Annotated in this window: 16 protein-coding genes; 8 read left to right on the top strand and 8 right to left on the bottom strand. The window is 65.3% G+C overall.

The window, feature by feature from the left end:
* Positions 1-289 precede the first annotated feature (289 nt).
* From QZY03_RS14380 to QZY03_RS14365, 4 genes are read right to left on the bottom strand one after another with little or no spacing between them, the layout of a single operon-like run.
* A complete protein-coding gene (locus QZY03_RS14380; protein WP_295582163.1) occupies positions 290-1,918 on the bottom strand; it encodes an NAD(P)-binding protein in 1,629 nt (542 codons plus the stop codon).
* On the bottom strand, positions 1,918-2,955 hold the full coding sequence (locus QZY03_RS14375; protein WP_295582161.1) for a thiamine pyrophosphate-dependent enzyme: 1,038 nt from the start codon (positions 2,953-2,955) through the stop codon (positions 1,918-1,920). The genes QZY03_RS14380 and QZY03_RS14375 overlap by 1 nt, the downstream gene beginning before the upstream one ends.
* 13 nt (positions 2,956-2,968) lie before the next feature.
* Positions 2,969-4,222, bottom strand: a complete 1,254-nt coding sequence (locus QZY03_RS14370) for a transketolase C-terminal domain-containing protein (RefSeq protein ID WP_295582159.1) — start codon at positions 4,220-4,222, stop codon at positions 2,969-2,971.
* Complete coding sequence (locus tag QZY03_RS14365) at positions 4,206-4,796, bottom strand: 2-oxoacid:acceptor oxidoreductase family protein (RefSeq protein WP_295582157.1); 591 nt, start codon at positions 4,794-4,796, stop codon at positions 4,206-4,208. The genes QZY03_RS14370 and QZY03_RS14365 overlap by 17 nt, the downstream gene beginning before the upstream one ends.
* Before the next feature lie 469 nt (positions 4,797-5,265).
* On the opposite strand from QZY03_RS14365, the gene QZY03_RS14360 reads away from it, so the two are divergent.
* Positions 5,266-7,188, top strand: coding sequence for an autotransporter assembly complex family protein (locus tag QZY03_RS14360; RefSeq protein WP_295582155.1), 1,923 nt, complete (start codon positions 5,266-5,268; stop codon positions 7,186-7,188).
* 2 nt (positions 7,189-7,190) lie between these two features.
* Entirely contained in the window at positions 7,191-11,243 is a 4,053-nt protein-coding gene (locus tag QZY03_RS14355) for a translocation/assembly module TamB domain-containing protein (protein ID WP_295582153.1), read from the top strand.
* Between the two features lie 16 nt (positions 11,244-11,259).
* On the opposite strand, the gene QZY03_RS14350 is transcribed toward QZY03_RS14355, so the two are convergent.
* A complete protein-coding gene (locus tag QZY03_RS14350) occupies positions 11,260-12,045 on the bottom strand; it encodes a Uma2 family endonuclease (RefSeq protein ID WP_295582151.1) in 786 nt (261 codons plus the stop codon).
* 168 nt (positions 12,046-12,213) lie between these two features.
* Between QZY03_RS14350 and QZY03_RS14345 the strand changes: the two genes are divergently transcribed.
* Positions 12,214-12,891, top strand: coding sequence for a VTT domain-containing protein (locus QZY03_RS14345; RefSeq protein ID WP_295582150.1), 678 nt, complete (start codon positions 12,214-12,216; stop codon positions 12,889-12,891).
* Here QZY03_RS14345 and QZY03_RS14340 read toward each other — a convergent pair.
* The 3 genes from QZY03_RS14340 to QZY03_RS14330 form a co-directional block, all read right to left on the bottom strand.
* The gene (locus tag QZY03_RS14340) at positions 12,811-13,236 is read right to left on the bottom strand and encodes an AI-2E family transporter (protein WP_363169928.1); all 426 of its coding nucleotides are present in this window, start codon (positions 13,234-13,236) and stop codon (positions 12,811-12,813) included. The genes QZY03_RS14345 and QZY03_RS14340 overlap by 81 nt on opposite strands.
* 265 nt (positions 13,237-13,501) lie before the next feature.
* A complete protein-coding gene (locus QZY03_RS14335) occupies positions 13,502-14,860 on the bottom strand; it encodes a saccharopine dehydrogenase C-terminal domain-containing protein (RefSeq protein ID WP_295582148.1) in 1,359 nt (452 codons plus the stop codon).
* Between the two features lie 378 nt (positions 14,861-15,238).
* Positions 15,239-16,276, bottom strand: coding sequence for an alpha/beta fold hydrolase (locus tag QZY03_RS14330; RefSeq protein ID WP_295582146.1), 1,038 nt, complete (start codon positions 16,274-16,276; stop codon positions 15,239-15,241).
* Positions 16,277-16,390: 114 nt separating this feature from the next.
* Here QZY03_RS14330 and QZY03_RS14325 point away from each other — a divergent pair, with 114 nt between their 5' ends.
* The 5 genes from QZY03_RS14325 (at position 16,391) to QZY03_RS14305 (ending at position 25,875) form a co-directional block, all read left to right on the top strand.
* Positions 16,391-16,921 (top strand): peptidylprolyl isomerase, encoded by a 531-nt coding sequence (locus QZY03_RS14325; RefSeq protein ID WP_295582144.1) that lies wholly within the window; start codon positions 16,391-16,393, stop codon positions 16,919-16,921.
* Positions 16,922-16,964: 43 nt separating this feature from the next.
* Complete coding sequence (glmU, locus tag QZY03_RS14320; RefSeq protein WP_295582142.1) at positions 16,965-18,335, top strand: bifunctional UDP-N-acetylglucosamine diphosphorylase/glucosamine-1-phosphate N-acetyltransferase GlmU; 1,371 nt, start codon at positions 16,965-16,967, stop codon at positions 18,333-18,335.
* A 101-nt stretch (positions 18,336-18,436) separates the two neighbouring features.
* Positions 18,437-20,269, top strand: coding sequence for a glutamine--fructose-6-phosphate transaminase (isomerizing) (gene glmS, locus QZY03_RS14315; protein ID WP_295582140.1), 1,833 nt, complete (start codon positions 18,437-18,439; stop codon positions 20,267-20,269).
* Positions 20,270-20,719: 450 nt separating this feature from the next.
* Complete coding sequence (locus QZY03_RS14310) at positions 20,720-24,985, top strand: hypothetical protein (protein WP_295582138.1); 4,266 nt, start codon at positions 20,720-20,722, stop codon at positions 24,983-24,985.
* Between the two features lie 83 nt (positions 24,986-25,068).
* Complete coding sequence (locus QZY03_RS14305) at positions 25,069-25,875, top strand: SapC family protein (RefSeq protein ID WP_295582136.1); 807 nt, start codon at positions 25,069-25,071, stop codon at positions 25,873-25,875.
* The last annotated feature ends 384 nt before the right edge of the window (positions 25,876-26,259 follow it).

Below are 26,259 nucleotides of genomic sequence, written 5' to 3'. Positions count from 1 at the left end.
TCACGAAACCACTCGGCAAATTCACGATAGGTCCTCGGATAGTCACGGCCAGCACTGAGGGTTGCGGGCGAGGGCGAAACATACTCAACGGCGTCCATCACTACATATTGCACCAGGCGGAGCTAACCGGCCACCCCCTTATTTTTAAAACGTTAAACCGCGCCAGATCCAGCAATCGTCGAGTCTGCCGGAGCCGACCCCATCCAAAAACAGCGCACACCGCGCTGGGCGCGGTTAAAGACGGTCGCGGACGGGGCCTGGGGGCCCCGTCCGGCCTGTCGGGCGAGGATCAGATGGTCTCGGGCACCATCACGATGGCACCGCAGGGGCATTCGGCGCGGCAGATGCCGCAGCCCTTGCAGTAGTCGTAATTGAACTCGAACCGGTTGCCGGGGCCGAGCTTGATCACGGCGTTGTCGGGGCAGACGCCATAGCAGTTGTCGCACTCGAAGCAGTTGCCGCAGGACAGACAGCGCCGCGCTTCAAACAGTGCATTGCTCTCGTCCAGACCGCCCACGACTTCTTCAAAGGTCGATTGGCGCCGCGCCAGGTCGAGCGTCGGCCGCACCATCTTTGGCGCGTCGTCGTAGTACCAGGTGTTGAGCTTATCGAACTCCGCCAACGCGTGTTTGGGTGCGGGCGCGTAGGTCTCGCCGCGCAGCCATGCGTCAATGTTGCGCGCTGCCTTTTTGCCGTGACCGATGGCGACGGTGACGGTGCGCTCCGAAGGCACCATGTCGCCGCCGGCGAAGATGCCGGCGCGGCCGGTCATCATGTTGGTGCCCACCTGCACCACGCCGTCGTTGATTTCCAATCCCGGCACGCCGTTGAGCAGCGAGAGATCCACATCCTGGCCGAGCGCCAGCACCAGCGAGTCGGATTCGAGCGTCTCGAATTCACCGGTGGGCTGGGGGAAGCCGGTCTCGTCGAGCGCCATCTTCTCGACCGTCAAAGTGCCCTCGTCGGACATGTTCTTGATGGTGGACAGCCACTTGATCATGATGCCTTCCTGCAGCGCCTCCTCGACCTCGAAGTCGTGGGCGGGCATCTTTTCGCGGGTACGGCGGTAGACGATGATGGCGTCGGTGGCGCCCAGGCGCTTGGCGGTGCGGGCGACGTCGAGCGCCGTGTTGCCGCCGCCGTAGACCACCACGCGGCGGCCCAGCATCGGCTTTTCCTCGTCCTCCATGCCGCGCAGCACCTGCATGGCGTCGAGCATGCGCGCCGAGTCGGCGGCCGGGATATAGGCGCGCTTGGCGATGTGGGCACCCACGGCAAGAAAGGCGGCATCGAAGCCGCCATCCTTCATGGTCTGCTCGATGTTCTCGACTTTGGTATCGAGTTGGAGCACGACGCCCAGATCGAGGATGCGCTGGACTTCCGCGTCGAGCACATCGCGCGGCAGCCGGTATTTGGGGATGCCGAAGCGCATCATGCCGCCGGCGAATGGCCCCGCTTCCTGGATGGTGACCTGATGGCCCAGGCGCGCCAGATGGTAGGCGGCGGAGAGCCCGGACGGGCCGGCGCCAACCACCAGCACGTGCTTGCCGGAGCTGCTCGCGGGCGGTGCGAACTTCCAGCCGAGCTTGATCGCCTGGTCGCCCAGGAAGCGCTCGACCGAGTTGATGCCCACCGACTCATCGAGTTGACCGCGGTTACAGGCGGTCTCGCAGGGGTGATAGCAGACGCGGCCCATCACGGCGGGCATTGGATTGTTTGCGGTGAGCGCGCGCCACGCCTGTTCATAGTCGCCGGACTCGGCGTGGAACAGCCATTCCTGGATGTTCTCCCCCGCGGGACAAGCGTTGTTGCACGGCGGCAGCCGGTCGACATACTGCGGCCGGTAGGTGCGCCAGGTCCCGGTCTTGTTGGCCAGTGAGGACCCGACATCGAGAGTGATTGCGAATGGTTTTTCCATCACGGGTTACCTGTTGCGACAGGGGCTGCGATAGCGGCTTCAACCGCGGGGTCGACCAGTCCGAAGCGCCGGATGTTACGGTCGGCCAGCGCCTGAATATGCGCGATGGCCTCGGTGTTCGGTTTGGGCGAGAAGAGATGGGCGAAGCGCCGTTGCGGCCGCAGATAGGCTTCCACCGGCAATTGCTTGCGGATCTTCGAGACGCTGACGATCCGGTCGCGTTCCGCCTCGAATACCGGGAAGACCCCGGTCTCTTTCGCCAGTCGGGCGATCTGGATGGTGTCCCAAGCGTTGGTTCCCCAGCCCAGCGGGCAGGGCACGAAGACATGGATGTAACGCGCCCCGCGGATCTCCATGGCGCGCTTGACCTTGGCTTCGAGGTCGCGCAGTTCCGACACGATGGCGGTGGCCACATAGGGGATTTCGTGGGCCATGGCGATCAGCGGCAGATTCTTGCCTTGTCCGAACACGTTGCCCGGTGCGTCGCCGACCGCCGGCGTGGTGGCGGTGCGTGCCGCGCCGGGGGTGGCCGAGGAGCGCTGCACCCCGGTATTCATGTAAGCCTCGTTGTCGTAGCAGATGTAGAGCACGTCGTCGTTGCGCTCGAACATCCCCGACAGGCAGCCGAAGCCGATGTCGGTGGTGCCGCCGTCGCCGCCTTGGGCGACCACGCGCACGTCGCTGCGCCCCTTCACCCGCATGGCCGCGGCGATCCCAGTGGCGACCGCGGCGGTGTTGCCGAACAGTGAGTGAATCCAGGGAATCTGCCAGGAGGTTTCGGGATACGGCGTCGAGAAGACCTCCAGACAGCCGGTCGCGTTGGCCGCGATTAACTGATTGTCGGTCGCCTGCATGGCGGCGTCGATCGCGTAGCGCGCGCCCAATGCCTCGCCGCACCCCTGACAGGCGCGGTGTCCGGAGTTGAGCGAGTTGGTGCGCCGCATATCCGCCTGCACCGAACGATGTTCCGGATCGAGCAGGCGATTACCGACCGTGTGCGTGCCGGTCTGATAGAACTTGATGGTGGTCGCTGTCATGGTAGGTGCCTCATCAACCAACGCGGGCGGCCACGACCCCCAGGTCGCGCAGCAGGTTCTCGGCGATCGGACCCGAACGGCGCGTCAGTCGCTCGCGTTCGAGCTCGCGGTTGACGGCATTCCAATCCAGATCGAGGAAGGTCAGCGGTTCGAGCTTGTCGTCGATCGCGGTCATGAAGAGCTGATGCAGCGAGTCCTTAGTGATGGCCCGCCCGCCGAGCCCGGCGACCACGCAGTAGAGCGGCTGCGGCCGGTTGCGCATGGCGGAGCGCACATCGCGCGAGACGATGCCCCCGATGCCCACCGCGAAGCACTTCTCAACCACCACCACCCGGCGCACATGACTCACCGCGTCGCGGATCTCGGTGAGCGGGAAAGGCCGGAACGAGGTGATGCCGAGGACGCCGATCTTGTGTCCCTCGTCACGCAGGTCGTCGATCGTGTCCTTGATCGTGCCCAGCACCGAACCCAGGGCGATCACGACGGTGTCCGCGTCTTCCATGCGATATTGCCGGATCAGTCCACCCGAATCACGCCCGAATTTTTGTTGGAATTCGGCCGCCAGTTGCGGGATCAGTTCCAGTGCCTGCATTTGCTTGGCGTGCGCGAGATAGCGCACCTCGGTGAAGGCTTCCGGGCCGACCATGGCGCCGATGGAGACGGGATCGCGGGGATCGAGGACCTGCCGTGGTTCGTACGGGGGCAGATAGGCATCGACCTGTTCTTGGGTTGGAATGTCCACGCCTTCGTAGGCATGGGTCAGGATGAAGCCGTCCATGCAGACCATGATCGGCAGCGAGACCTCTTCGGCCAGCCGAAAGGCCTGGATGTGCAGGTCGGCGGCTTCCTGATTGTTCTCCGCAAAGAGCTGAATCCAGCCCGCGTCGCGCATCGACATGGAGTCGGTGTGGTCGTTCCAGATGTTGATCGGCGCACCGATCGCACGGTTGGCGAGTGTCATCACGATCGGCAGCCCGAGCCCGGAGGCGTTCCACACCGCCTCGGCCATGTACAGCAGGCCCTGGCTCGCGGTGGCGGTGTAGGAGCGCGCCCCGGCCGCGGAGGAGCCGATGGCGACCGACAGCGCGGCGAACTCCGATTCGACATTGATGAATTCGCAGCCCGGCAGGGTGCCGTCCCGCACCATCTCGCTCAACCCTTCCACGATATGGGTCTGAGGCGAAATGGGGTAGGCGCAGATCACCTCCGGCCGGCACAGGGCCACGGTCGCGGCGACCGCATGAGAGCCTTCACATTGCTTCAGCACGACGGTAGTCCTCCGATTCTTTTTTAACAAATTCATAGGCGGCGCTGGCGGCGGCGATGTTGCCTGCCGCGACCTTGCCGGTGAATTTCTCATTGATGGCCGCGTGGACCGACTCCAGGGAGACCGCTCCGCTCATTGCCGCGAAGCCCGCCAGCAGGATGGCGTTCGGTAACGGGCGCCCGATGTGCTCCATGGCGATCTCGGTCGCCGGGACGGTGCACAGGTGGGAGTGGTGCCAGCCCGCAAAGCGCTCACTGATGCCGAGGTCGTCGAAGCTCTTCTTGGTGTTGATGAGGACATAGCCGTCCGGCACCAGCCCGCTGAACACATCCACCTGGTGGAGCAGGGTCGGATCCTGGATGATGAGGCCGTCCGGCTGCATGATGGGTTCGCGCAGCCGGATCTCGCGATCCGCGATGCGGCAGAAGGCCACCACCGGCGCCCCGGTGCGTTCCGAGCCGAAGCTCGGAAATGCCTGCGCGTGTTTTTGTTCGAGAAATGCGGCAATTGAGAGCATTTCTGCTCCCGTAACGCAGCCTTGGCCGCCGCGGCCATGGATGCGGACCTGAAACATCACAATAGTGTCCCCTTTGGTGTTGTTGGTGCGATTGGAAGTTCCGCGGCACGTTGTAGCAGCCGAACCCGAGTTTTGCATCAAAAAAACGCGTTGTACACGCTATTGTCATGCAACCCGGTGATTCGCATTGCCGAAAGTGCTGTTCGTTCGTAGTATTCTGAAGGCCCCACGTTGGGCGTTCGATGTTCGGGCGTTACGACGATGCGGGGGCCTGCCGGCGTCACTGAAATGAACCGCGACCACCTTCCATGTTCCCTGCCATTGTGTCTGCGCGCGTGAACTCCGCTGATTATTCAGTCGATTGTCACTGCGTTGCGCATGCGGCTCGTGGTTCAGGGCGCCTGTCGGCCGGTCCGTTTGGAGTCCAAGGCTTCAGCCTTGACGCCCCGGACCCAAGGCTGAAGCCTTGGATTCCAGGGCGGACCGGCGGCGTCGACTCGCCCGGTCTCGCGCGAGTCGGCGCACCATGACCGGTCCGACAGGCTGGCGAGGGCAGGTGCGCCGTGCGCTGGGCCGGGTTGGGCTGATGGCGGGACTGCTGGTCGGATTCGGGTTTGGCCCATGCGTTTTCGCGGCAGACTCCCTGCCTTATACCCTGGTGATCGCGCCGACCGGTGATGCCGCAATCGACCGGGCGATCACGGATGCGTCCCAGCTCGCCGGATTGCGTGAACGTGCCCCGGTCGGACCGTTCGCACTGCTCGCCCGAGCCGAGTCCGATGCCGCGCGGTTCGATACGGTGCTGCGCAGTTTCGGTTACTACGACGGCAGGATTAAAATCCGGATCGCAGGGCTTGCCATTGATGATCCGACCCTGTTCCCCGTGCTCGAGGATCGGTCCGCCGGCCTCCCGGTCAAGGTGGCGGTTGCCATTGCGTCCGGTCCGCTGTACCGACTCGGGATCGTACGGCTCGACGGCCCGGTACCCGCGCAGGTGCGCCCCGCCTTCACGCTGCAATCCGGCGAACCGGCGCGTGCCGCCGCGGTGCTGGCCGCCGGGGAGGCCGTGTTGCAGGCGCTGCGGGAGGACGGGTTCGCGCTGGCCCAGGTCCCGCCGCCGGATGCGCTGGTGGATCACGACACGCGCCTGATGGATGTTGTCTATCTGGCTGAGCCTGGCCCGCGGGTGGCTTTGGGCGCGATGACAATCAACGGATTGATCCGACTGCGGGAGGATTACGTGCGTCGCCGCCTGAACTTGGCGCCGGGCGAGCCATTCAGCCCCGCCCGGCTGGAGGCCGCCCGTCGCGACCTGCTGGCCGACGGCGTGCTGGCCTGGGCACGGCTCACACCGGGGACCACGCCGGATGCCGAGGGGCGCTTGCCCTTGACCCTGGACGTGGCCGAACGCCCGCTGCGGGTGGTGCGCCTGGCCGGGGCCTTTTCGAGCGATGAGGGTGCAACCGGCTCGGCGGCCTGGACGCATCGCAATCTGTTCGGCGGGGCCGAGCAACTGACCCTGCGGGCCGACCTCGGACAGGTGACCGAGGCTAGGCCGCAGGCCGCCAGCTATCTGGTCAACGGGTCACTGCGCATCCCCGACCGGTGGCTGCGCGATCTGGCCTTGCGTCTGGACTTGGGGGCGGTGAACGAGAGTCTCGAAGCCTATGACCGCGAGGCGGTCACCGCCGGCGCGGTGCTGGAGCGTCGTTTTTCCGAGCAGTTGGCCGGCAGCGCCGGGCTGGCCTTCGAGCGTTCGCGAGTCACCCAGGATGACATTCCGCGGGACTACCGCCTGCTCTCGCTGCCGCTGACACTGACCTACGACACCACCGATGACCCGCTGAATCCGCGGCGCGGCCTGCGCCTGGCGGCTCAGGTGGCGCCCACCCAACAGTTGGGTCAGGCATCGGATAAAGACGGATCGGGCTTCGTACGCGGGCGCGTAGCCGGATCGGCCTATCTGGATCTCGGCGAGCTTCCGGCCTGGACGCGTCCGGGCAAGTCCAGTTCCCGGATCGGCACCGGCCAGTCCGTGCTGGCCGGCCGACTGGTGCTCGGCAGCATTCTCGGCGCCGCGGCGGATCAGGTCCCGCCCGACTGGCGATTCTACGCCGGTGGGGGCGGCTCGGTTCGCGGCTATCCGTTCCAGTCCATCGGCCCGCGTACGCTCTCAGGGACGCCCGCGGGTGGTGACGGCCTGTTCGAGGCCAGCCTGGAATGGCGCCGCCGCTTCGGCGCCAACTGGGGCTTGGCCATGTTTCTGGACGCCGGCGCGGTATCCGCGACCGACAATCCAGACGCCGGCGCGCTCGCGGTCGGACTCGGCATCGGTGTGCGCTATCACACGCCCATCGGACCAGTGCGGGCGGATATCGCCACGCCGCTGGACCCGCAGGAGGGGGATGCAGCAGTGCAGCTCTATATCGGCATCGGACAGGCGTTCTAGCCATGCGCCACGTGCTTCGCCCACTGCTGACGCTCCTGCTGCTGCCGTTGCTGGTCGTGGCATTGCTGTGGTTGGCCGTCAATACCGATCCCGGCCGGCGGGTTCTTGCGTGGAGCCTGGCGGAGTTGAGCAACGGGCAGGTCGTGGTGTCCGGCTTGAGCGGGACACTGCCGACGGCTCCGCGGATCGCGCGACTGGAACTGCGCGACGCGGCCGGCGCCTGGCTGGTCGTCGAGGGGGCCGTGCTTGATCTCGAACTGCTGCCGCTGCTGCGCGGGACCATCGCCATCGCGGCGCTGACGGCCCGCTCGGTGGTCCTGCACCGGGTGCCGGTCGGAGATGAGACCGCTGCTGTCGGCATCGAGCTGCCGGTGCAAGTCCTGCTGGGACACCTGGCCATCGACCGCCTGGACCTCGACGGGGCCGTGCCGGGCGCGCCGGCCTTGACCATCACGGGCAGCGGCTCGGTCGCGACGGCCACGCACCTGCAGGCGCGCGTGCTGATCACCGCCCCCGGCCGCATGGACAGCTACCGACTGGATCTGGCCAGGGGCGCCGAGTCCGACCGGCTGGACGTGGCATTCCAGGAGGCTCCCGGCGGTCTGGTCGCCGCGCTAGCCGCGGCGGCGGGGGTGCGCCTGCCCGCGGTGCTGGACGGCTGGCGTCTCGACGCCTCGGCCGTGGGGCCGCGCACGGCGCTTGACCTGAACGCCGTGCTCGCGGCCGGACCGCTTCAGGCGACCGCGGCGGGTTTGCTCGATCTGGAGTCCCAGTCCGCCGCCGGGCTGCGGGTGTCCGCCGAGGTGCCGGCGCTGACGCTGGCGTTGGCAGGGCTGCCGGCCATCGCCTGGCAGCGGCTCAGCGTCAGGGCGGATCTGGACGGCAGCCTGCGTGCACCGCGGGGGACGGCACGGGTCGAGTGGGACGGGCCGGCGGCCGGCGATCTATCATTCGAACGGCTGATCGCAACCGCCGAAGGCGACGCGGCGCGTCTGGGTTTCGCACTGGAGGTGCGCGGTCTGCACACTCCAGCCGCCTTGCCTGAAGCGCTGGCGACCGTGCCGTTGCGCCTCACGGGCGAGTTGAGCCTTAACGACCCCGCCCTTCCTGTACAACTCGCCGTCAACCATCCACTCATCGACCTCAGTGCGGCGGGTGGCCTGACCGCACGCGCCGGGCACGCGACCCTGAGCCTGCCCGATCTCGCCGCATTCAGTGGTCTGACCGGCACCGCCGTGGCCGGCAGTGCCCGCTTCGACCTCAATGGTGCCGCCGATGGCGCCCCCCGCCTCGACGCGACAGGCGAGTTGGCGCTCACTCAGGCCCCGGCGCCCATCGCCGGACTACTCGGACCCGCGGCCCGTCTCGCGCTGTCCGTCCGCGGCGAGGGTGCGGCCTGGCAGATCGCCGCGGCCCGGATCGCGGGCGCGCGGCTCCAGGCCAGTGCCCAGGGTCGGGTCGCGGGTGACGCCCTGGCCTTGGACTGGACGCTGGACCTGACCGACCTCAGCGTCCTGGCACCCGGCTGGTCCGGGCGGATGCAGGTCCGGGGCGAGCTCAGCGGTGCGCCGCGGGCGCCGCTGCTGGTCGCCGATCTGACGGCGCAGGCCGGGTTTCAAGGTGTCGGTACGGAGCGTCTCGCCGGCCAGGTGACCGGGCGTCTGAGCGCCCGGCCCGCCCTGCCCGAAGGGTCACTCGCGCTGCGGGGTGACTGGGCCGGGCAGCCGGTCAGGATCGATCTCCAGGCGGAACGCGCCGCGGATGGCAGCCTGAACCTCGCACTCGGCGACGGCCGCTGGGCCAGTGTCGCCGCCGCCGGCACGCTGCGCCTGCCGCGCGGGGCCACGCTGCCACAGGGCGAGTTGCGGCTGCGCGTCGAGCGCCTGGCCGATCTCGCCCCGCTGCTGCCACCGGAAGCGGCCGCGGGATTGGCCGGGCGACTGAGTGCAAGTCTGACCCTGACCCCGACCGGCGCCGCCCTGATCGAGGCGGCTGGTGAGGGGTTGATGCTCCCGGGAGCGGTCGGGGTGCAGACACTCGCCTTGACCGCCCAAGTAACCGAACCGCTGGGACAAGCGCGGACCGAGGCGACGCTGCGCCTGCGCGGGCTCGCGTTGGGGACGGTCGGCGGGGAGGCGTCGCTGAGCATCCGCGGCCCGGCAGCCGCGCTCGACCTGACGGCGGATGCGCGGCTGGCCGATCCGGGCGGTCCGCTGCGGTTGGCAGCCGGGGCGCGGCTGGACGCCCCCGCCCGCCGCCTGGCGCTCCAGCGCCTGGAGGGCCAGGCGCGCGGCGAGACCCTACGGCTGCTTGCCCCGGCCATGTTCGATCTGTCGGACGGTCTGCGGGTGGACCGGCTGCGGTTGGGGTTGCGGACGGGCTCGATCGAGGTCGCCGGGCGCCTGGCGCCCCGGCTCGACCTCAGGGCGACGGTCGCCGGATTGCCGCTTGAACTGGTTCAACTGGCCGCACCGAAGGTCCCCCTGACCGGCACCCTCGGCGCGGATCTCCAGCTGACCGGAACCCTGGACGCCCCGGTGGGTGCGCTGCGCGCTCAGGCGAGCGGCCTGCGTCTGACCACGGGCCCGGGCCGCGGGATTCCGCCGGCACAGCTCAAGGTCGCGGCGGATCTCGCCGCTGACGGGGTCCAACTGGATGTCCGGGCCACGACCGGGCCGCGCACCGATCTGCGGGTGCATGGACGGGTTGCCGGACGGCTGCCGTTTGCCTTGGGAACGCTGGCGCTACGCGCCGACGGACGGGTCGATCTTGCATTGTTCGACCCGCTGTTGACCAGCGGCGGCCGGCAACTGAGTGGGCAGGCGGTGCTCGCCACCGCCATCACCGGCACGGTCGCGGCGCCGCGGCTGGACGGCACGTTGCGACTGACCGATGCCGCCCTGTGGGACCGCACCATCGGGTTGGCGCTGACCGGTATTCAGGGCCGTTTGAGGCTGGACGGCGATACGGTTCGCCTGGAGCGTCTGACTGCTCAGACGGCCGGCCAATCGGGGACGGGGGTGGGGCGCGGCACGGTCGAACTCACCGGCTCGGTCGGCGTGCTGGCGCCCGGACTGCCGGTCGACCTGCGGCTGATCGCGCGCAACGCCCGGCCGATCCAATTGGATCAACTCGACGTCCAGGGCGATGCCGACCTGCGGCTGTCCGGGCGCGCGGCCGAGCGCCTGAACGCCGTCGGCACGGTGCGCTTCACCCGCATCGAAGTCCGGCTGCCCGAGCGACTGCCCGCCGAGGTCGCCATCCTCGAGGTCCGGGAGCGTGGCGGGAGTGGCCGTCCGGTCGCGGCAGCGCGACCGTCGACCTTCGCCCCCGACCTGGGGCTGGACCTGCTGCTCGCCGCACCCCGCGCCGTTTATGTGAGCGGCCGCGGGGTCGACGCGGAACTCGGCGGCGAGGTGCGGCTGCGCGGGACCCTGGCCGATCCGGTCATCAGCGGCGGCTTCGAGCTGCGGCGGGGCAGCTATGAACTGGCAGGCCAGACCCTGAAATTCAGCCGGGGGCGTATCGGGTTCGATGGCGCCCATGGAATCGATCCCACACTCGACCTGGAGGCGCGCGCCAGCGCGGCCGGCAGCACAGCGATCCTGGCCGTGGTGGGTACCGCAAAACAGCCGCGGATCGAACTGCGCGGGGAGCCCCCGCTGCCGCAGGATGAGGTGCTGTCCCGCCTGCTGTTCGGGGTTGCCGGCGGCCGACTGTCGCCGGTGCAGGCGGTGCAGCTCGGAACGGCGGCGGCCTCGCTCGCGGGTGTCGAGTTGGGTGGTGGTCTACTCGGACTGGGGATACTGGATCGCGTACGCAGCGGGCTCGGACTGGAGCGTCTGCGGCTGGGGACCGATGATCGCGGCGACTCCAGCCTGGAAGGCGGTCGCCAGCTCACTGAGCGTGTCTATCTCGGTGCCCGCCAGGGCGTGCGGGCGGGTGAAACCCAGGGTGTGCTGCGCATCGAGGTGACGCCGCGGATCAGGGTGGAGGCGGATGTCGGGGCCTCCGGCGGCACCCGGGCGGGTGCGGCCTTCGAGCACGAATACTGAACGGTTCCTGACCGCGCTATGCCGGTTCAAACAGCCCAACCACCGTCTCGGCCTGGGCCGCGGCGAGCAGCCAGGCGCGCAGTTGCCCGGTGTCGCGGGTGCCGCGCAGGCGGTCGCGGGTCGCGTCGTCGATGGTGAGGCCGCGGGCGGCCAGCAGGGTCAGGATCGCATCGGCCAGGCCCTCATCGCGGCCTTCCTCGCGACCCTCCTCGCGAATGGCATCCAGGCCGGCGTAGCCGCGCCGCTGCAGGAGGTTGCGCAGGATCACGTCCTGCGCGGCGTCGCGGTCGAACAGAGCGGCTACCGGGACCGGATTGCGCAGGATGCCCGGCGCGACGAGCAACTCCCCGATCCCGTGAGTCTGCATCGGCTGTCCTGGGGCATGGACCTCGACCCGGCGCGGACCGATCAATCGCACCACCCACAGCAGGCGTGTGCCGTGGCCGAGCAGATCGGCGATCTTGGTGCGCAGCTCCGCTTCGTTCTGGCCGCGCGCGGCGTACTCGACGGCCAGCAGCGGCGCGTCGGGGATCCAGCCGCCGTCTCCGCCCGGGGTTGCCACCGAGACATCGGGGGCGCGCAGCGTTCCGGGGTCCGGCGAATAGCCGGCATCGACGCCGGTCCATTGCACATCCGGGTCGCTGTCGAGCAGGGCGGCACCGGTCGCGTTGGAACCCGCATGATCCCGTCCGGAGGGCGCACAGTAGATGGGGTGGCCGTTGGTGAGCTCGTAACGGTCACCGTCCCGCAGCTGATCGGCTCGGAAGGGACCGGTGTCAGGTTGAAGTCGGCTGTTGCTCATGTGGTCGCTCCGGCGCCCGGGGGCTGATGCTGATCGGAGTATAGATGAAGTCTCAGCCAGGGCAGTGGTCTCTGCGTCGCCGCGGCCGACGCGCGAAGCGGTATCATGGCGGACTGAGTTCCTTTCCTGGAACACCGTCGCGCGACTCCGCAATACGAGAATTCGTCCATGAAACGGCTTGCCCTGCTGCTGCCCATTGCCGCGTTGATCGCGGCCTTCTTCGCCTTCGGGCTGCATCATCATCTGACCCTCGACGCCTTCCAGGCCAGTCACGACAGCTTCGATACCTGGTACCAGCGGCAGCCCTGGCTGGTGCTCGGCGGCTATTTCGCCATCTTTGTGGTGGCGACGCTGTTCCTGCCGATTGCGGCGCTGATGACCGTGATCGCCGGCGCCTTGTTCGGTTTCTGGAAGGGCGCACTGGTAGCCTCGTTCGCTGCCGCGCTGGCCGCGGTGCTGGCCTTCTGGCTGTCCCGTTTCCTCCTGCACGATACGATCCAGCGCCACTTCGGCGAGCGGCTGGCCGCGGTCAATGCCGGGGTGGCGCGGGATGGTCCCTTTTTTCTTTTTTCCATGCGGCTGGTGCCGGTGATTCCATTCTTCATCATCAACTTGGTGATGGGGTTGACGCCGATGCAGAGCCGCACCTTTTATTGGGTGACGCAACTCGGCATGCTGGCCGGCATTCTGGTTTACGTGAATGCCGGCACTCAGTTGGCCGAGGTCGAGCAGTTGTCCGACGTGTTTTCGCCGGACCTGATCGCGTCACTGGCCCTGTTGGGTGTCCTGCCGCTCTTGGGCAAGAAGCTCCTGGGTCTGCTCCGCCGGCGTCTGCGCCCCGGCTGAGTCGTCGTCTGATGCGGGTTGCGCGTCCGGTTCGAGATCCGGGCCAAGCAGGATGGCGATGGGGCGGGTCAGCGGGCTGGCATCCAGTCCGCGGCCCATGAAGCGGGGTTCCAGGATGCTGCCGATGGCGGTGTTGACGACCAGATAACCCAGGGCGACCAGCAAGGTGGTTTGCAGATCGGTCTGCACCAGGGCCAGTAAAATGGCCGGAACGGCCATCAGGATGGAGCCGACGAAGGGGACGAAGTTCAGCAGGAAAGCGAGCAAGGCCCAGAGCATGGCGAAGTCGAGACCCAGATACCACAGCCAGATCCAGATAAAAAAGGCCGTGGCCAGGCTCGCCAGCGTCTTGACATGCCGACGCCTTCCAGCCAGGTGCCGAATTGATCACTCAGGCCGCGGTAACCAAGAGGCCGCGCGCGGGTGGATTGAAACCACTGTCAGCGTTCATTGTTGGGTTCTCTCGTGTTGGTGGGAGCTAATAGACTGTTCGAGAATCGTCTGGTGCGGTAGGCCAATCATTCCGCTACCTCGTGTAGGGGCGGGTTTGAAACCCGCCCCTACGTCCGGTTATCACGTCCGAAGGCTATAGCTGGAGTGCTGCACTTGCTTACAACTCGGTGGCGTCGCGCAGGCTCTGGAACAGATCAATATCCCAAGCGACCAGATCGCGGCGGATGGCATCCGCGCTGGCGCGGGGCAGCAATCGGGCCAGGTCTTCTCCGGTGATGACGCCGACGATCTCACCTGGGGTGGTGCGTGCGTATTGGAGTGTATGCCAGGCCATGATCGCCGCGCCCACCCCGGTCGGATAGGAGATGTAGGTGGCTCCGGCGTAGGGTGATCCCAGCAGCCCTTGATAGCGGTGATAACTGAGGCCCAGGGTTTCGACCACCGTCTGACGGTCGTTGCGGACCGTCTCGGAGACGCGTATCTCGGCGGCGGCGCAGAAGTGGGTGCGGCGGATGACCCCGTTGCGCAGCAGTTCCTCGATTCGCCGGGGCCGCTGCATGCCGGGCAGGATCGCCCGCACCATCGCCTCGACCGTCAATTCCGGCTGATCCGGCAGGGTCTGTTTGGAGAGCAGGTTGAGCTGAAAGAGCGCCTTCACCAGTTCCACCTCGGAACCCCCGGTGTAGACCCCGATGGTCGGAATCTCGGGAAAGGCCCGATGTAGCGAGAGCAGTTCTTCCTGATAGAGCGGATACTGGCGGGTCGGCCGCGGCTCATTCGGAAAGGCGTAATAGCGCGCCATGCCGAAGGGTTCCATGACCTGCATGCGGCCGTCGATCAGGGTTCGCGGACGCGCGGCCAGTTCATCGAGCGCGGTCAGTGGCGACCAGGAAAAGACCACCGAGTCGGCTTCGATGTCTTCGAGCAAGTACAGGTCAACGCTCTCGATCTCGAGTTCATAGCGCCCGGCGGCAAGGATCTCATGAATGCAGCGGCCGATCAGAAAATCGGTCACGCCGGGCGAGATGCCCTGATTGATCAGCGCGGCCACCCCGCACTCGCGCAGCGCCGCGTCATGATCATATTGGGCGAAGGTCAGGGTGCGGTCGGTTCGCTCGTTATACATCTCGGCGGCGAGATCGACCGTATGGGCGCCGAGGCGAATCCCCAATTCGATGATCGGACAATTGAATTCGGGCAGGGCCGCGTTCACCAGCAGCGCGGCGCCGGCCAGTTCGGTATCGTGGGCGGCGGCACCGGCGAAGATCGGGGCGAAGTCCGGCAGACCGATGAAGCGGATCCGGTCGAACAAGCGTTCGGCGTGGAAAAGCGCATCCCGCGCCCCCGCCGGGTCGATGGTATAGACGACGAAACGCACCGGAACGTCATCACGCTCGGCCAGTTCAGCGAGACAGATCAGCAGATTGGACCCGACCGCGCCCAAGCCGAAGAAGACGATCTTGAGGGGGTCGCAAGGGCCTGAGGCGGTCGATCCGGGGGGGGCGGTTGGGGACATCGCGAGTTCCTCGATCAGGTATTGGATGCAGACCCGCACCGTGCCGTTGGACGGCGGGGCTGGTCAGCGTAGTTTACGCGCAGGCGCGCAGTGAACAGCGAGTGAATGACGTAAGGTGATCTTGGGAAAGGATCGACGGCCTCGATCAAGATTCCGGCCACTTGGGCTCGCCGGGTGCGTAGTCAGGCCATCCTGGCCTGACACCGTCACGGCTGGAAGCCCTGACTACGCACACCGGTGGCCGGGATTACGATCAAGGCCGGATCGACCGACGTGGAGGGGGCGACTGAAGTCGCCCCTACAGTCGCCACGAAAGCCCCTACGGATCTTGCAGGCATGCGCAGTCGGGATGTTTATTCCTGGGAGCCACCTTATGGCTCAATCATGCCCCCAAGCGTGCAGTGCGGCGATGACGTGGGGAATCGCCGGCGGCTGCGGGTCGCCCGGGAGGTAGCGCAGAAACATGCCGCGGTGCGAGGCTTCCACGATGATCGGCGGCGCTGCCTCCGGGAGGGCGAGCGACTCCAGGGTGACCACGCCGTCGCCCAGCCCGTCGGCGAGGCTGGACCACCAGGCGTCGAGTGTCTCCCCGAGTTCCGCGGACTGGGTGTCGGCCGCCGCCTGGGCGATGCCCGCGCGCCACTGCGACTCCGGCGGCAGGAGGACCCCGCCGATCAGCAGCACGGGGACCTCCTGCGGCCAGGGTCGGGCATTCAGTTCAGTCAGGAAGTCGCTGCCGGGACGCAGGTCGATCTTGGCCTCGCCGGTGCCGTCGCGCAGGGCGGCGAAGAGTGAATACCGGCGGTCCGTACCGAGATGGAACTGGTCGCGCAGTTCCAGCCAGACGCGTAACCGCGCCCACTCGGACCCGTGGTTGGGCGTCGCGCCGAGGATGACACCGCGCACCGGCGGCCCGGTGACCCGCGTCGGCAAACTAACGGGGTGACGCCAGCGGGAGACGAAGTCCCGAATCACGAGCCCGCCCATGCTGTGGCCCACCAGCACGACGGGCTGATCCGTCGGGAGCGTGGGCCAGTGCTCGGCCAGGTAGGCGGCATCGCGGTCGATGCCCTGATCATTGGGGTAGCGGAACTCCCAGACCCTGGCGCCGGCCGCGTTCAAGGCGGGGATCAGGTCGTCCCAGATGGTGCCCGGCTCGTCAAGGCCATGGACCAGGACGACATGGGCGGCGGCGGCAGCACCCGGTGCGGTCCGCGGATGCAGCCCGTGCCACCCATCGTTCGTGGCCATCTGATCGGGAAACCACTGCTCCAGATGGTCATGGACAAGCACGCGCAGCCGCCGCTCCTCGCGCGGATGATCCTCGGCCCACCAGGTCCAGAGCGCCGCCGACGCCGCGATCACGATCACGGCGCCTGCAGCCCGCCACCGCCACTGAGATGACTCTTTACGCATCTGCGATTCCTCCCCCATACCCAGGTCGCCCACTATCCTACAGGCTTGGATCGAAACGGGGCGAGTGCGGTACCCTAGCGCTCCCAGACACCCGCCAAGGCATCCAGGTGCGCTATGTCCGACCCCCTGTCCCCCGCTCGGCCTGATCGGCACTCCGATCAGGTTGTCCGCCCCGGCAAGTACGTCAGTCTGACCTACAGCATTGCCGACACCCAGGGAAGCATCCTGGAACAGACCGATCTGCCGGTCGGCTATATCCATGGCGGCCGGACCGAGTTGATCGGCGGCATGGACGCGGCGGTCAGCGGCAAGTGCGTCGGCGATCAGGTGGACCTGCTGCTCACCCCGGAGGGCGGCTTCGGACCCCATGACCCGAACCTGACCTTTACCGATTCACTGGACAACGTCCCGCCCGAATTTCATTTCGTGGGCGCCGAGGTCCAGATGCAGAACGACAGCGGTGACGTTCGCACCTTCTATGTGACCCGCATCGGCGAGGGAACCTTGACCGTCGACGGCAATCACCCGCTCGCCGGTAAGTCGCTCAAGGTGCATGTCTGGATCAAAGACGTGCGTGACCCGACTGCGGCTGAGCTGAGTCAGGATGGTCTGGCCGGCGCCCTGCCGGGCAGCGCGCTCCACTGAACTCCAGGCTCCAGCAGCAACCACTCCGCGAGGAATCGTACACATGAAGCTCGGCGTCATCATCCTGGCTGCCGGAATGGGCAAGCGCATGCACTCCGCTTTGCCCAAGGTCTTGCACCCCCTGGCCGGTCGGCCCATGTTGGGCCATGTGTTGGACGCCGCGACCTGCCTCGGTGCCGCCGCGACCGTGGTGGTCTATGGCCACGGGGGTGAGCAGGTGCGCGCCGCCCTGGCCGCCCGCGATTGCGCGTGGGTAGAGCAGGCCCAACAACTCGGGACCGGCCATGCCGTCATGCAGGCCATGCCCGCGATGGCGGACATGGACCGCGTGCTGGTGCTCTACGGCGACGTCCCGCTGGTCGACCCGAACACCCTGAACCGTCTGATCGATGCCGCCGCCGATACCAGTCTCGGCATCCTCACCGCCCTGATGGATGACCCGACCGGCTACGGCCGGATCATCCGCGATGCCACGGGCCGCATCCTGCGCAGCGTCGAACAGAAAGACGGGACGCCGGATGAGTTGGCGGTGCGCGAGGCCAACACCGGTTTCCTGGTGGCTGACCGTGCCCGGCTGGACGCCTGGCTTGAGCGGCTCACCAACGCCAATGCCCAAGGCGAGTACTATCTCACTGATATCATTGGCATGGCAGTGGCTGATGGGGTGCGGGTGGCGAGCGTCCATCCGCTCACCATTGAGGAGGTTTCCGGAGTCAATGACCGGCTGCAACTCGCAGCCCTCGAACGCTTTCACCAACAGCGCCTGGCGGCGGACCTGATGCGCAATGGGGTCACCCTGGCTGACCCGGCGCGGATCGATGTCCGCGGCCGTCTGACCACGGGGCGCGACTGCTTCATCGATATCAACCTGATTTGCGAGGGCGAGGTGCGGCTCGGCGACGGGGTACGCATCGGACCGAATTGCGTGATCCGTGACAGCGCGATCGGCGCCGGGACTGAAGTCTTCGCAAACTGCGTGATCGAGTGCGCCGAGGTCGGCACGGGGGCACGCATCGGCCCGTTCGCGCGCCTGCGCCCGGAGGCCCGGCTCGCATCCGACACCCACATCGGCAACTTCGTCGAGATCAAGAAGGCAACCGTTGGCGTCGGCAGCAAGGTCAACCATCTGACCTATGTGGGCGATGCGCAGATCGGCGCCGGCGTCAACGTGGGCGCGGGCACCATTACGTGCAACTACGATGGGGCGAACAAGTTCGTCACCGTCATCGGGGACGGCGCCTTCATCGGCTCCAATACGGCACTGGTCGCCCCGGTGACCGTCGGCGCCGGGGCGACCATCGGAGCCGGCTCGGTGATCAGCAAGGATGCGCCGCCCGGCCAGTTGACGGTCACCCGGGCCCGCCAGGCGACGGTACCCGGCTGGCAGCGGCCAAAGAAATTGCCCAAGGTCTGAGGCGGGTTGCGGGAGTCCGGGGCTTCCGCCTTGGTCTGCGGGGGCCAAGGCTGACGCCTTGGACTCCTGGCGTTCTTTTCTTTCATTGCGGAGTAACCACCATGTGCGGCATTGTCGGTGCCATCGCCCAACGTCCGGTTGCGGCCATTTTGCTGGAGGGGCTGCGACGCCTCGAATATCGCGGTTACGACTCCGCCGGCATCGCCGTTCTGGACCAGGTCGGCCAGCTCAACCGGATACGCACCCTGGGCAAGGTCGCGCGTCTGCGCGACGAGGTTGTGGCCGCGCCGCTGCCGGGGACGCTCGGGATCGCCCACACCCGCTGGGCGACCCATGGCGAGCCCGCCGTGCGCAACGCTCACCCGCACATGTGTCGCGACCGCTGTGTTCTGGTCCACAATGGGATCATCGAGAATCACGAGGAACTGCGCCGCGAGCAGAAGGCGGCCGGACACCGTTTTACCTCCGAGACCGATACGGAGGTGGTGGTCCACGCCGTCTATGACGAGCTGACCGCCGGTTACCCTCTGATCGAGGCCGTGCGCCGCGCCACCGCACGCATGACCGGCGCTTTTGCGCTGGGCGTGATCGACACGCAGGATCCGGAGCATCTGGTTGCCGCCCGTCAGGGCAGTCCCCTGGTCATCGGCGTGGGTTTCGGCGAGCACTTTATCGCCTCCGACGTCTTCGCCCTGCTGCCGGTCACCCATCGTTTCATCTTCCTGGAAGAAGGCGACATCGCGGAACTCACCCGTGAGACGGTTCAGATCTGGAATCGCGCTGGTGAGCTGGTTAAGCGCCCGGTCAAGGAGTCGGCGGTCGCCGCGGACTCGGCCGAACGCGGCGAGTATCGCCACTTCATGCTGAAGGAGATCTTCGAGCAGCCGCGTGCCATCGCCGATACGCTCGAGGGTCGGCTGGCCGGCAACCGGGTCTTGCCGGAGGGCTTCGGCAACACCGCCCCGGACCTGTTCGCCCAGGTCAAGGCGGTCACTATCGTCGCCTGCGGCACCAGTTATCATGCCGGGCTGGTGGCGCGCTTCTGGCTGGAGTCACTGGCCGGGCTGCCCTGCACCGTGGAGGTGGCGAGCGAATACCGTTACCGCCGTCATGTGGTCCCCGAGTCCGCGCTGTTCGTGACCATCTCGCAGTCCGGCGAGACGGCGGACACCCTGGCCGCCCTGCGGATCGCCAAGGAATCCGGCTATGCCACGACGCTCGCCATCTGCAATGTCCCGGAGAGTTCGCTGGTGCGGGAGTCCGATTTGGTGCTCCTGACCCATGCCGGCCCCGAGATCGGGGTGGCGTCCACCAAAGCCTTCACCACCCAGCTCATCGCACTGTTGCTGCTGACCACCGCCCTGGGGCGCTATCACGGCCTGGACGAAGCGGCAGAGGCGCGCATGGTCGCCTTGATGCGGTCGGTGCCGAGCAAGATGGAGCAGGTTCTGGCCCTGGATGACCGCATCGCGACCCTGGCCGAGCAGTTCGTCGACAAGCAGCACACCCTGTTCCTGGGTCGCGGGGAGCAATACCCGATCGCGATGGAGGGCGCGCTCAAGCTCAAGGAGATCTCCTACATCCATGCCGAGGCCTACCCGGCCGGTGAGCTCAAGCACGGTCCGCTTGCCCTGATCGACGAGGACATGCCGGTGGTGGCCGTGGCACCGAATAACGCCCTCTTGGAAAAGCTCAAGTCGAATCTGGAGGAGGTACGCGCCCGCGGCGGTCAACTCTTCGTTTTCGCCGATTTTGCCGTCCCGCTCACGGAGGAGTCCGGGGTGACCGTGATCCGGCTGCCGGAGACCGATGACCTGATCGACCCCCTGATTTTCACCATTCCGATGCAACTGCTCGCCTACCATGTCGCGGTCCTGAAGGGCACCGACGTGGATCAGCCCCGCAACCTCGCCAAGTCGGTGACGGTTGAGTGATCCGGGCCGCCCGTGCCGCTGAGGGCGGTGTTTCTGTTCATCTGCCAGGACTGAACCTGTTAGCATAAAAACAACAAAGCAGACTTGGCATCACGCGCCCGATTGCTTGGGTCTGTCGTGCACTCTATACTTTTTTGCGACACACGCTTGCAAAACCGCCGTCGTTGTATAAACTATCACAGCAGGTTAGCCTTAATGTTGCGTGTGCGCAACAAGGATGCGGCGTGCCGCACCGGCTGCGCCGTTGACCCGGTTGCTCAACAGCTGTCGCGTGGCGTGTCAGTCGGAGATCCTGTCCGGGCCGGATTGATACCCCCTGACCGCTTGCGTGCCCGACATGTGTCTGCCCGAAAACACTGGGCCGCTTGTGTGTAGCCCCGGATGCTGGTAACGTTTTACTCGCTTACGGCCCCCGGCTTGTTCCATATTTAAGAAACGGAAATACTGATCATGGCATTCGTATCCCAGACCTACAACGGCATCACCTACACAACTTTTGACGAGGCTTACTATCTCAGTCAAAACCCCGACGTACTCGCGGCCGTCCGGAATGGCATCTTCCAAAGTGCCTTGCAGCACTACGTCCTCTATGGTGAGGGAGAGGGGCGGATGCCCAATGTGATCTTCAGCCCCACCGGTTACCTCACCGAGAACACCGATGTGCTCGCCGCGGTGAGCGACGGGGTCTTCCAGACCGGTCTGCAGCACTTTGAACAGTTCGGCGCCGTCGAGGACCGCTCGCCGGGCGACGACCTGTTCAACGAAGCCAACTACATGGATGAAAATCCGGACGTCGCCGCGGCCGTGGCGGCGGGAGTCTTCACCAGCGGTTACCAGCATTACATCCTGCACGGACAAAGTGAGGGCCGCTCGCCTGGCGTCGCCAGCCCGGACTTCACGCTCACCGACGGTATCGATCACCTTACCGCCAACATACCGAACGCCACGTTTGATGCCCCGATCGTGCAAAACATGCTCGGCGCGCTCACCAACACCTTCGAGTCGGGCGACGTGCTTCGCGGTGCCGGCGGGACCAACGTCCTACGTGCTGATCTGATGGCTTCCGCGTCGACCACGATCCCGGTCGGTCCGGCGATTTCGGCAACCACCACCGACATTCAGCAGGTCTACTTCCGGGCTCAGACCATCAACACCGATGTGGCCGTCAACTGGTCCAACGTCGACGCCGAGCAGATGATCGGGGTTGAGCAGTGGTGGTCGGATAACAGTCGGTCCTCAGTCCGGATCGAAGACATTCGCTCCATCCCTGAGCAGACAACCTTCGGCATGCGTGAAACCGATGCAGTTCCCGGTGGACTCGGCGGCGTCGCCGGCTCCGGAACCGGCGCCGGGTTGTTCGCCTATTTCTCACCTGATTTCGTCTCGCGCGATCGTTTTATCGACGAGAACTCCAGTCTGACGCTGATCTTGGTCGATGCCGCCAACCCAGATTCGCTGGAAGGGTTCCCGGTCGACGGCGTGGTGTTCGACTTTAACGGTGAAACCTTCACGGTCGCTCTGGACCTGGGTACCGGCGCAGAGCGTACCTACGAGAATTTAGTTACAGTTCTGAACGCGGGACTCGCCGCCGATCCTGCACTCGCCGGTCTGGGTGCGGTACTGAATGCAGACAACAGCGTCACGATCACCGATCCGGATGGCGGCACCTTTGTGCCCGGAGGCTACACCTGGATCAATGATGTCGTGCCACCCGCTGGTGTGCTGAATTGGGATCTGATCGCCGGCGCGCCGAGCCCGGTTGAAGTGCCGACCGAAACCAGCGTGGTGCTTGATTTTGTGGGTCGCACCTCCCAAGGCGGTGTCCTGGACATCGGCTCCATGGCGGATGGCGGCGTCAAGATCTTCAATGTCTCGGTTGACCGCGAGAGCTGGCTGACGCGCATGCAGTCGAGCAGCGACTTCGGCAACGGGATTCTGAGTGATAACTTCATCGACGACATCCACGGCCGAGCCGAACAAAACCTGGAGACGGTCAACCTCGCCAGCATCGGTGCCAATGGTGATCTGACGGTCGGCGTCCCGGTCGCCGATGACCAAACCGGTACCCTGGATGGGATTGCCTATGACGGTGCCTGGAACCCGCGCGTTCGCGTGGAGGCCGGCCTGATTGACGTGAGAACGGTCGATGGCGCTGATTTTGCCGGTCGCCTGAATCTGGGTATCCTGCTGACGGAAGACTCGAACGGTCGCTATTTGACCAGTTCCACTGAAGAAGTGGAGTTCAATTACACCGCCAGCGCACAGGACGATATCTTCACGGTCCAAGTCGACGGTTTCCTCTCCGAAGACCCTGATTTCGCAATGAATGTGCTGATGGGCGACGGGAACGACCGCCTGAACCTGGGCGCCTGGACCCATATCAATGACAACGATCTAACCGCAAACCAGATTGTCGTTGACGGCGGTACGGGCGACAACACCATTGCTGTGAATAGCAACTTCGGTACCACCGCTGGAAATACCTTCGAGAACTTCTCTAACTTCCAGACCTACGAGATCGAGGGCTTCAGGAATACGTCCCACGATTTCCAGCCCAGCATGCTGGGCGTGGAAACGGTCCTGATTGTGACTGAAAATGAAGGTCTCGACGCGAATCCTCCTGCGATTCCCGCTGGAGTTGACACGACCCTCATCGATCTTGAGGATGGCACGAGCGTTACAGTCAGCGGCAGGAACCAGACGCTCGACAACAACAGCAACGACAACCAGGCGTTTGGGGCGATCAGCTTCCTGGGCGCGGATGCCGAAACACTTGATTTGGTCGTCGAGAACGCGTCCCGCGCAGACGGTATCTTGGTCATTGATTACCTGAACATCGATGACAACGGGTTAGACGAGAGTGCCGTACGTACCCTGAACCTCTACTCCAATGTTTCCGATACGGTCCCGGCCGTGTCTGAGCGAAACCAAAGCAACGTGGTCCAAGAATTTGACGGCCGTGGCGTCACTACCCTGAACCTGTTGGGCAGTCAGGATCTCTCCATTCTGGTCGATGAGTTTGCGTTATCGGACGGCCCAGTCGATCCGGATCTGACCATTGATGGTTCGGCGCTGACTGGCGATCTGACGTTGGCGATCAACGAGGGGAATCGCACGTTCCTGCGAGAGGATGTGATCACGGGCACGGCAGGCGCTAACGATTTACTGGCATGGTATGGCTGGGCCGGTCCTTTGGACGATCCGGACGCGCCGACCGTCAGTGACTTCGAGACAGTGCAGTTCGGTTGGTTGGATACTAGTGATCTGGCGGATGTGGATGCATTCGATACCGGCACCCTGGATTCCACTGGCATCTATGACGCTGTTAACACCACTGGCGTAGATACCTATATCATCGGGTACCAGGACAGTGACATCTTGGAACCGTTTGGACTGATCAATCTGACCAGTGACGTGACGGTTCAATTCGGCGACGAATCGGCTGTAGCCGACCAGTTGATCGGCCCCGGCCTTGGGCAGAACATCCTGCTTGACGGTGCCGGCACGCTCAATATCGTCGCCATCAGCGACTTGAGCGAAGACAACTTCATTGAAGATGCCTTCACCCTCAGCACGGTCGGCTTCAGCACCATCAATGCTGACATCGTCCGCCCCGGCTTGAATGCCGCTGGTTGGGAAAATCTCTATGCCAATTTGCAAGTCGACGATGCGGCTCGCACGTTAACGGTGACGGGCGGAAACGCAGATGGCAACGCTGACCTGTTCCTGAACTCCGGTCTGAACACCGAACTGTCGCGGGTGAGTTTTTCAGGCTTTGCGGGGGAGATTGGCGAAACCTGGAGTACTTTCGCGGAAGTCGGCGCGGCCTGGAATTCACAGATCGGCAGGAACGCGGTCGTCGATACCGGAGGTGGTGATTTCTACTTTGATCTGATCGGCGGACTGAACGGGGATCTGGGTGGGAGCTTCGGTCAAGATGCGGCCTTCTTTGGCATGCAGTTGGGTGAAGATGCCGACTACGTCGCCGGTCCAATCAACGTGACGATCGGCGGCGTCATCGTTAATACCGATGGCAATGAGGAATTGGTCAATACTGCCGCAGCATTCCCCTTCCCGGTCACTGCGGGTGACAAGCAAGCCACGTTGGAGGATGTGGCCGATTGGCTGGACGATCTTGAAAGCGATTACACTGGCGCCGACGGTGTTGTCTATACCATCGACTACTCCGCCAGCTACCGGAACGATGCCTTGCAGGTTGGCACCACAGTCACCTACCTCGAGGAGGTATCAACCGGTGTATTCGAGACCGTGACGCTGGATCAGTATGAGGCATTCATCACTGACTTCAGCTTCACGCTGGGCGCTGTCGCTGTAAGCGAGGCTGATGCCATCTCCGGCTTCGTCACCGAGTTCGAGTTTTTCGAAGACGCGGATTCTGTCGGTACCGTGTGGCAGATCGACCACTTCAATGCCTTCCAGGCGGATAACGTGACGCTGTCGAATGCCAGCATCATCGATCTGACCGCACTGGGAGTCACTGGTCCGGCCGATCTCAGCATCGAGGACGCGGCGGGCTGGTGGGGCGGGCTGTCCGCCGCCGAGCAGGCCAATTATGGCGGTGCCGCTGCCAATCCCGAGCTGTTTGCTCCGGGTAACACCGTGATCACCTCGGCAGAGAACGCGGACTTCACCATCGTGCTGACCGGTGTGCTCTGGACCGATCTGTCAAACGAGAACTTCGCTGGCTTTGCGTAAGTCGCTCACCTGGTTTAGATAGTTCGAAGTCATTGAGGCTGCACCCCGCGGGGTGCAGCCTTTTTTGTTGTCAGGAAACTCCTATGTTCAAGAATCTCAAACCGCTCCAGCGCGAGGTGCACCGCGCGTTGCGTTTTGCACCGGTCCAGCCTTATCACTTTGCCGCGCAGGAGGTGCAGGTGCCGATCATGGCTGGTGAGGCGGCGATGATCGCGCGTGAGTATGTCATTGCGTTTTCACTCCAAGACCCGGCTCCGCCACTGGCCCTGGTGGGCGTGCGGCAGGACACCAACGCCTATGTGCGACCCTCCGGCCACTGGGTCGCGCGTTATGTGCCCGCTCATGTGCGTCGTTATCCCTTTATCCTGGCCGACGGTCCGTCACCCCAAAGCAACGGCGCCGCTGAACGTCAATTTGCCCTCATGATTGTGGCTGAGGCCCCGCATTTGGGGGAGTCTGCGGGCGAACCGCTCTTCAACTCGGATGGTGAGCCGGCCCCGGTGCTGCAGAAGGTGCGGGACGTTTTGATCGCCATGCAGCGTGATACTTCGCGGACCCTCCAGTTGGTGAAGCAGATCCAGGTTGCCGACTTGTTGATTGAGCGAGATCTGAAAGTGCGGACCCGGGTCGGCGCTGTTTTTAACCTCAAGGGGTTGCGGGTCATTGATGCGGAGAAGTTCGCTGCGCTCTCAGCGGAGACGCTGCACGACCTGCATCGCTCCGGGGCATTGCAGTTGATTCAGGCGCATCTCATGTCCTTGTCCAACCTGCGCGACAGCCCTTTGATCGAAGGCGGACCCGCGGTCGTTGCACCGAGCAGCGACGCCATCAGTTTTGAAGGGATCGACTGGAGTCGCTTGGGACGGCCCGCCGACTCAACGACCCACTGACGCACTGGCCTGACTGCGCCGTTTGCCGGTCGACCGACTGTGCCATACCGGTCGGTTAGCGCGTGCCGCCGCACCGCGGCGGGTCGCTGGGTGGGGAGACGCCGCGCGGCCTCGATCAAGCTTCCGGCCACCTGGGCTCGCCGGGTGCGTCGTCAGGCCATCCTGGCCTGACACCGTCAGGGCTGGAAGCCCTGACGACGCACGCCGCCGGCCGGGACTCAGATCAAGGCCCGCAGCGCACACCCAGCAGTTCCAAATTTAAGACCATGATGTTATGAAGGGCTTTTCAGATCTGACTGGAGAGTCCCATGGTCACTTCCGCTGCGGCCGAGTTGCCGCTGTTGACGGCGGGTGTCATGATCAAACAGATTCGCGACACCTTCG

Origin of the sequence: uncultured Lamprocystis sp. (assembly GCF_903933125.1) — a bacterium.
GTDB lineage: Bacteria > Pseudomonadota > Gammaproteobacteria > Chromatiales > Chromatiaceae > Thiodictyon.
The sequence above is the reverse complement of the archived record's forward strand: the minus strand, read 5'-3'. Positions and strand labels throughout refer to the sequence as shown.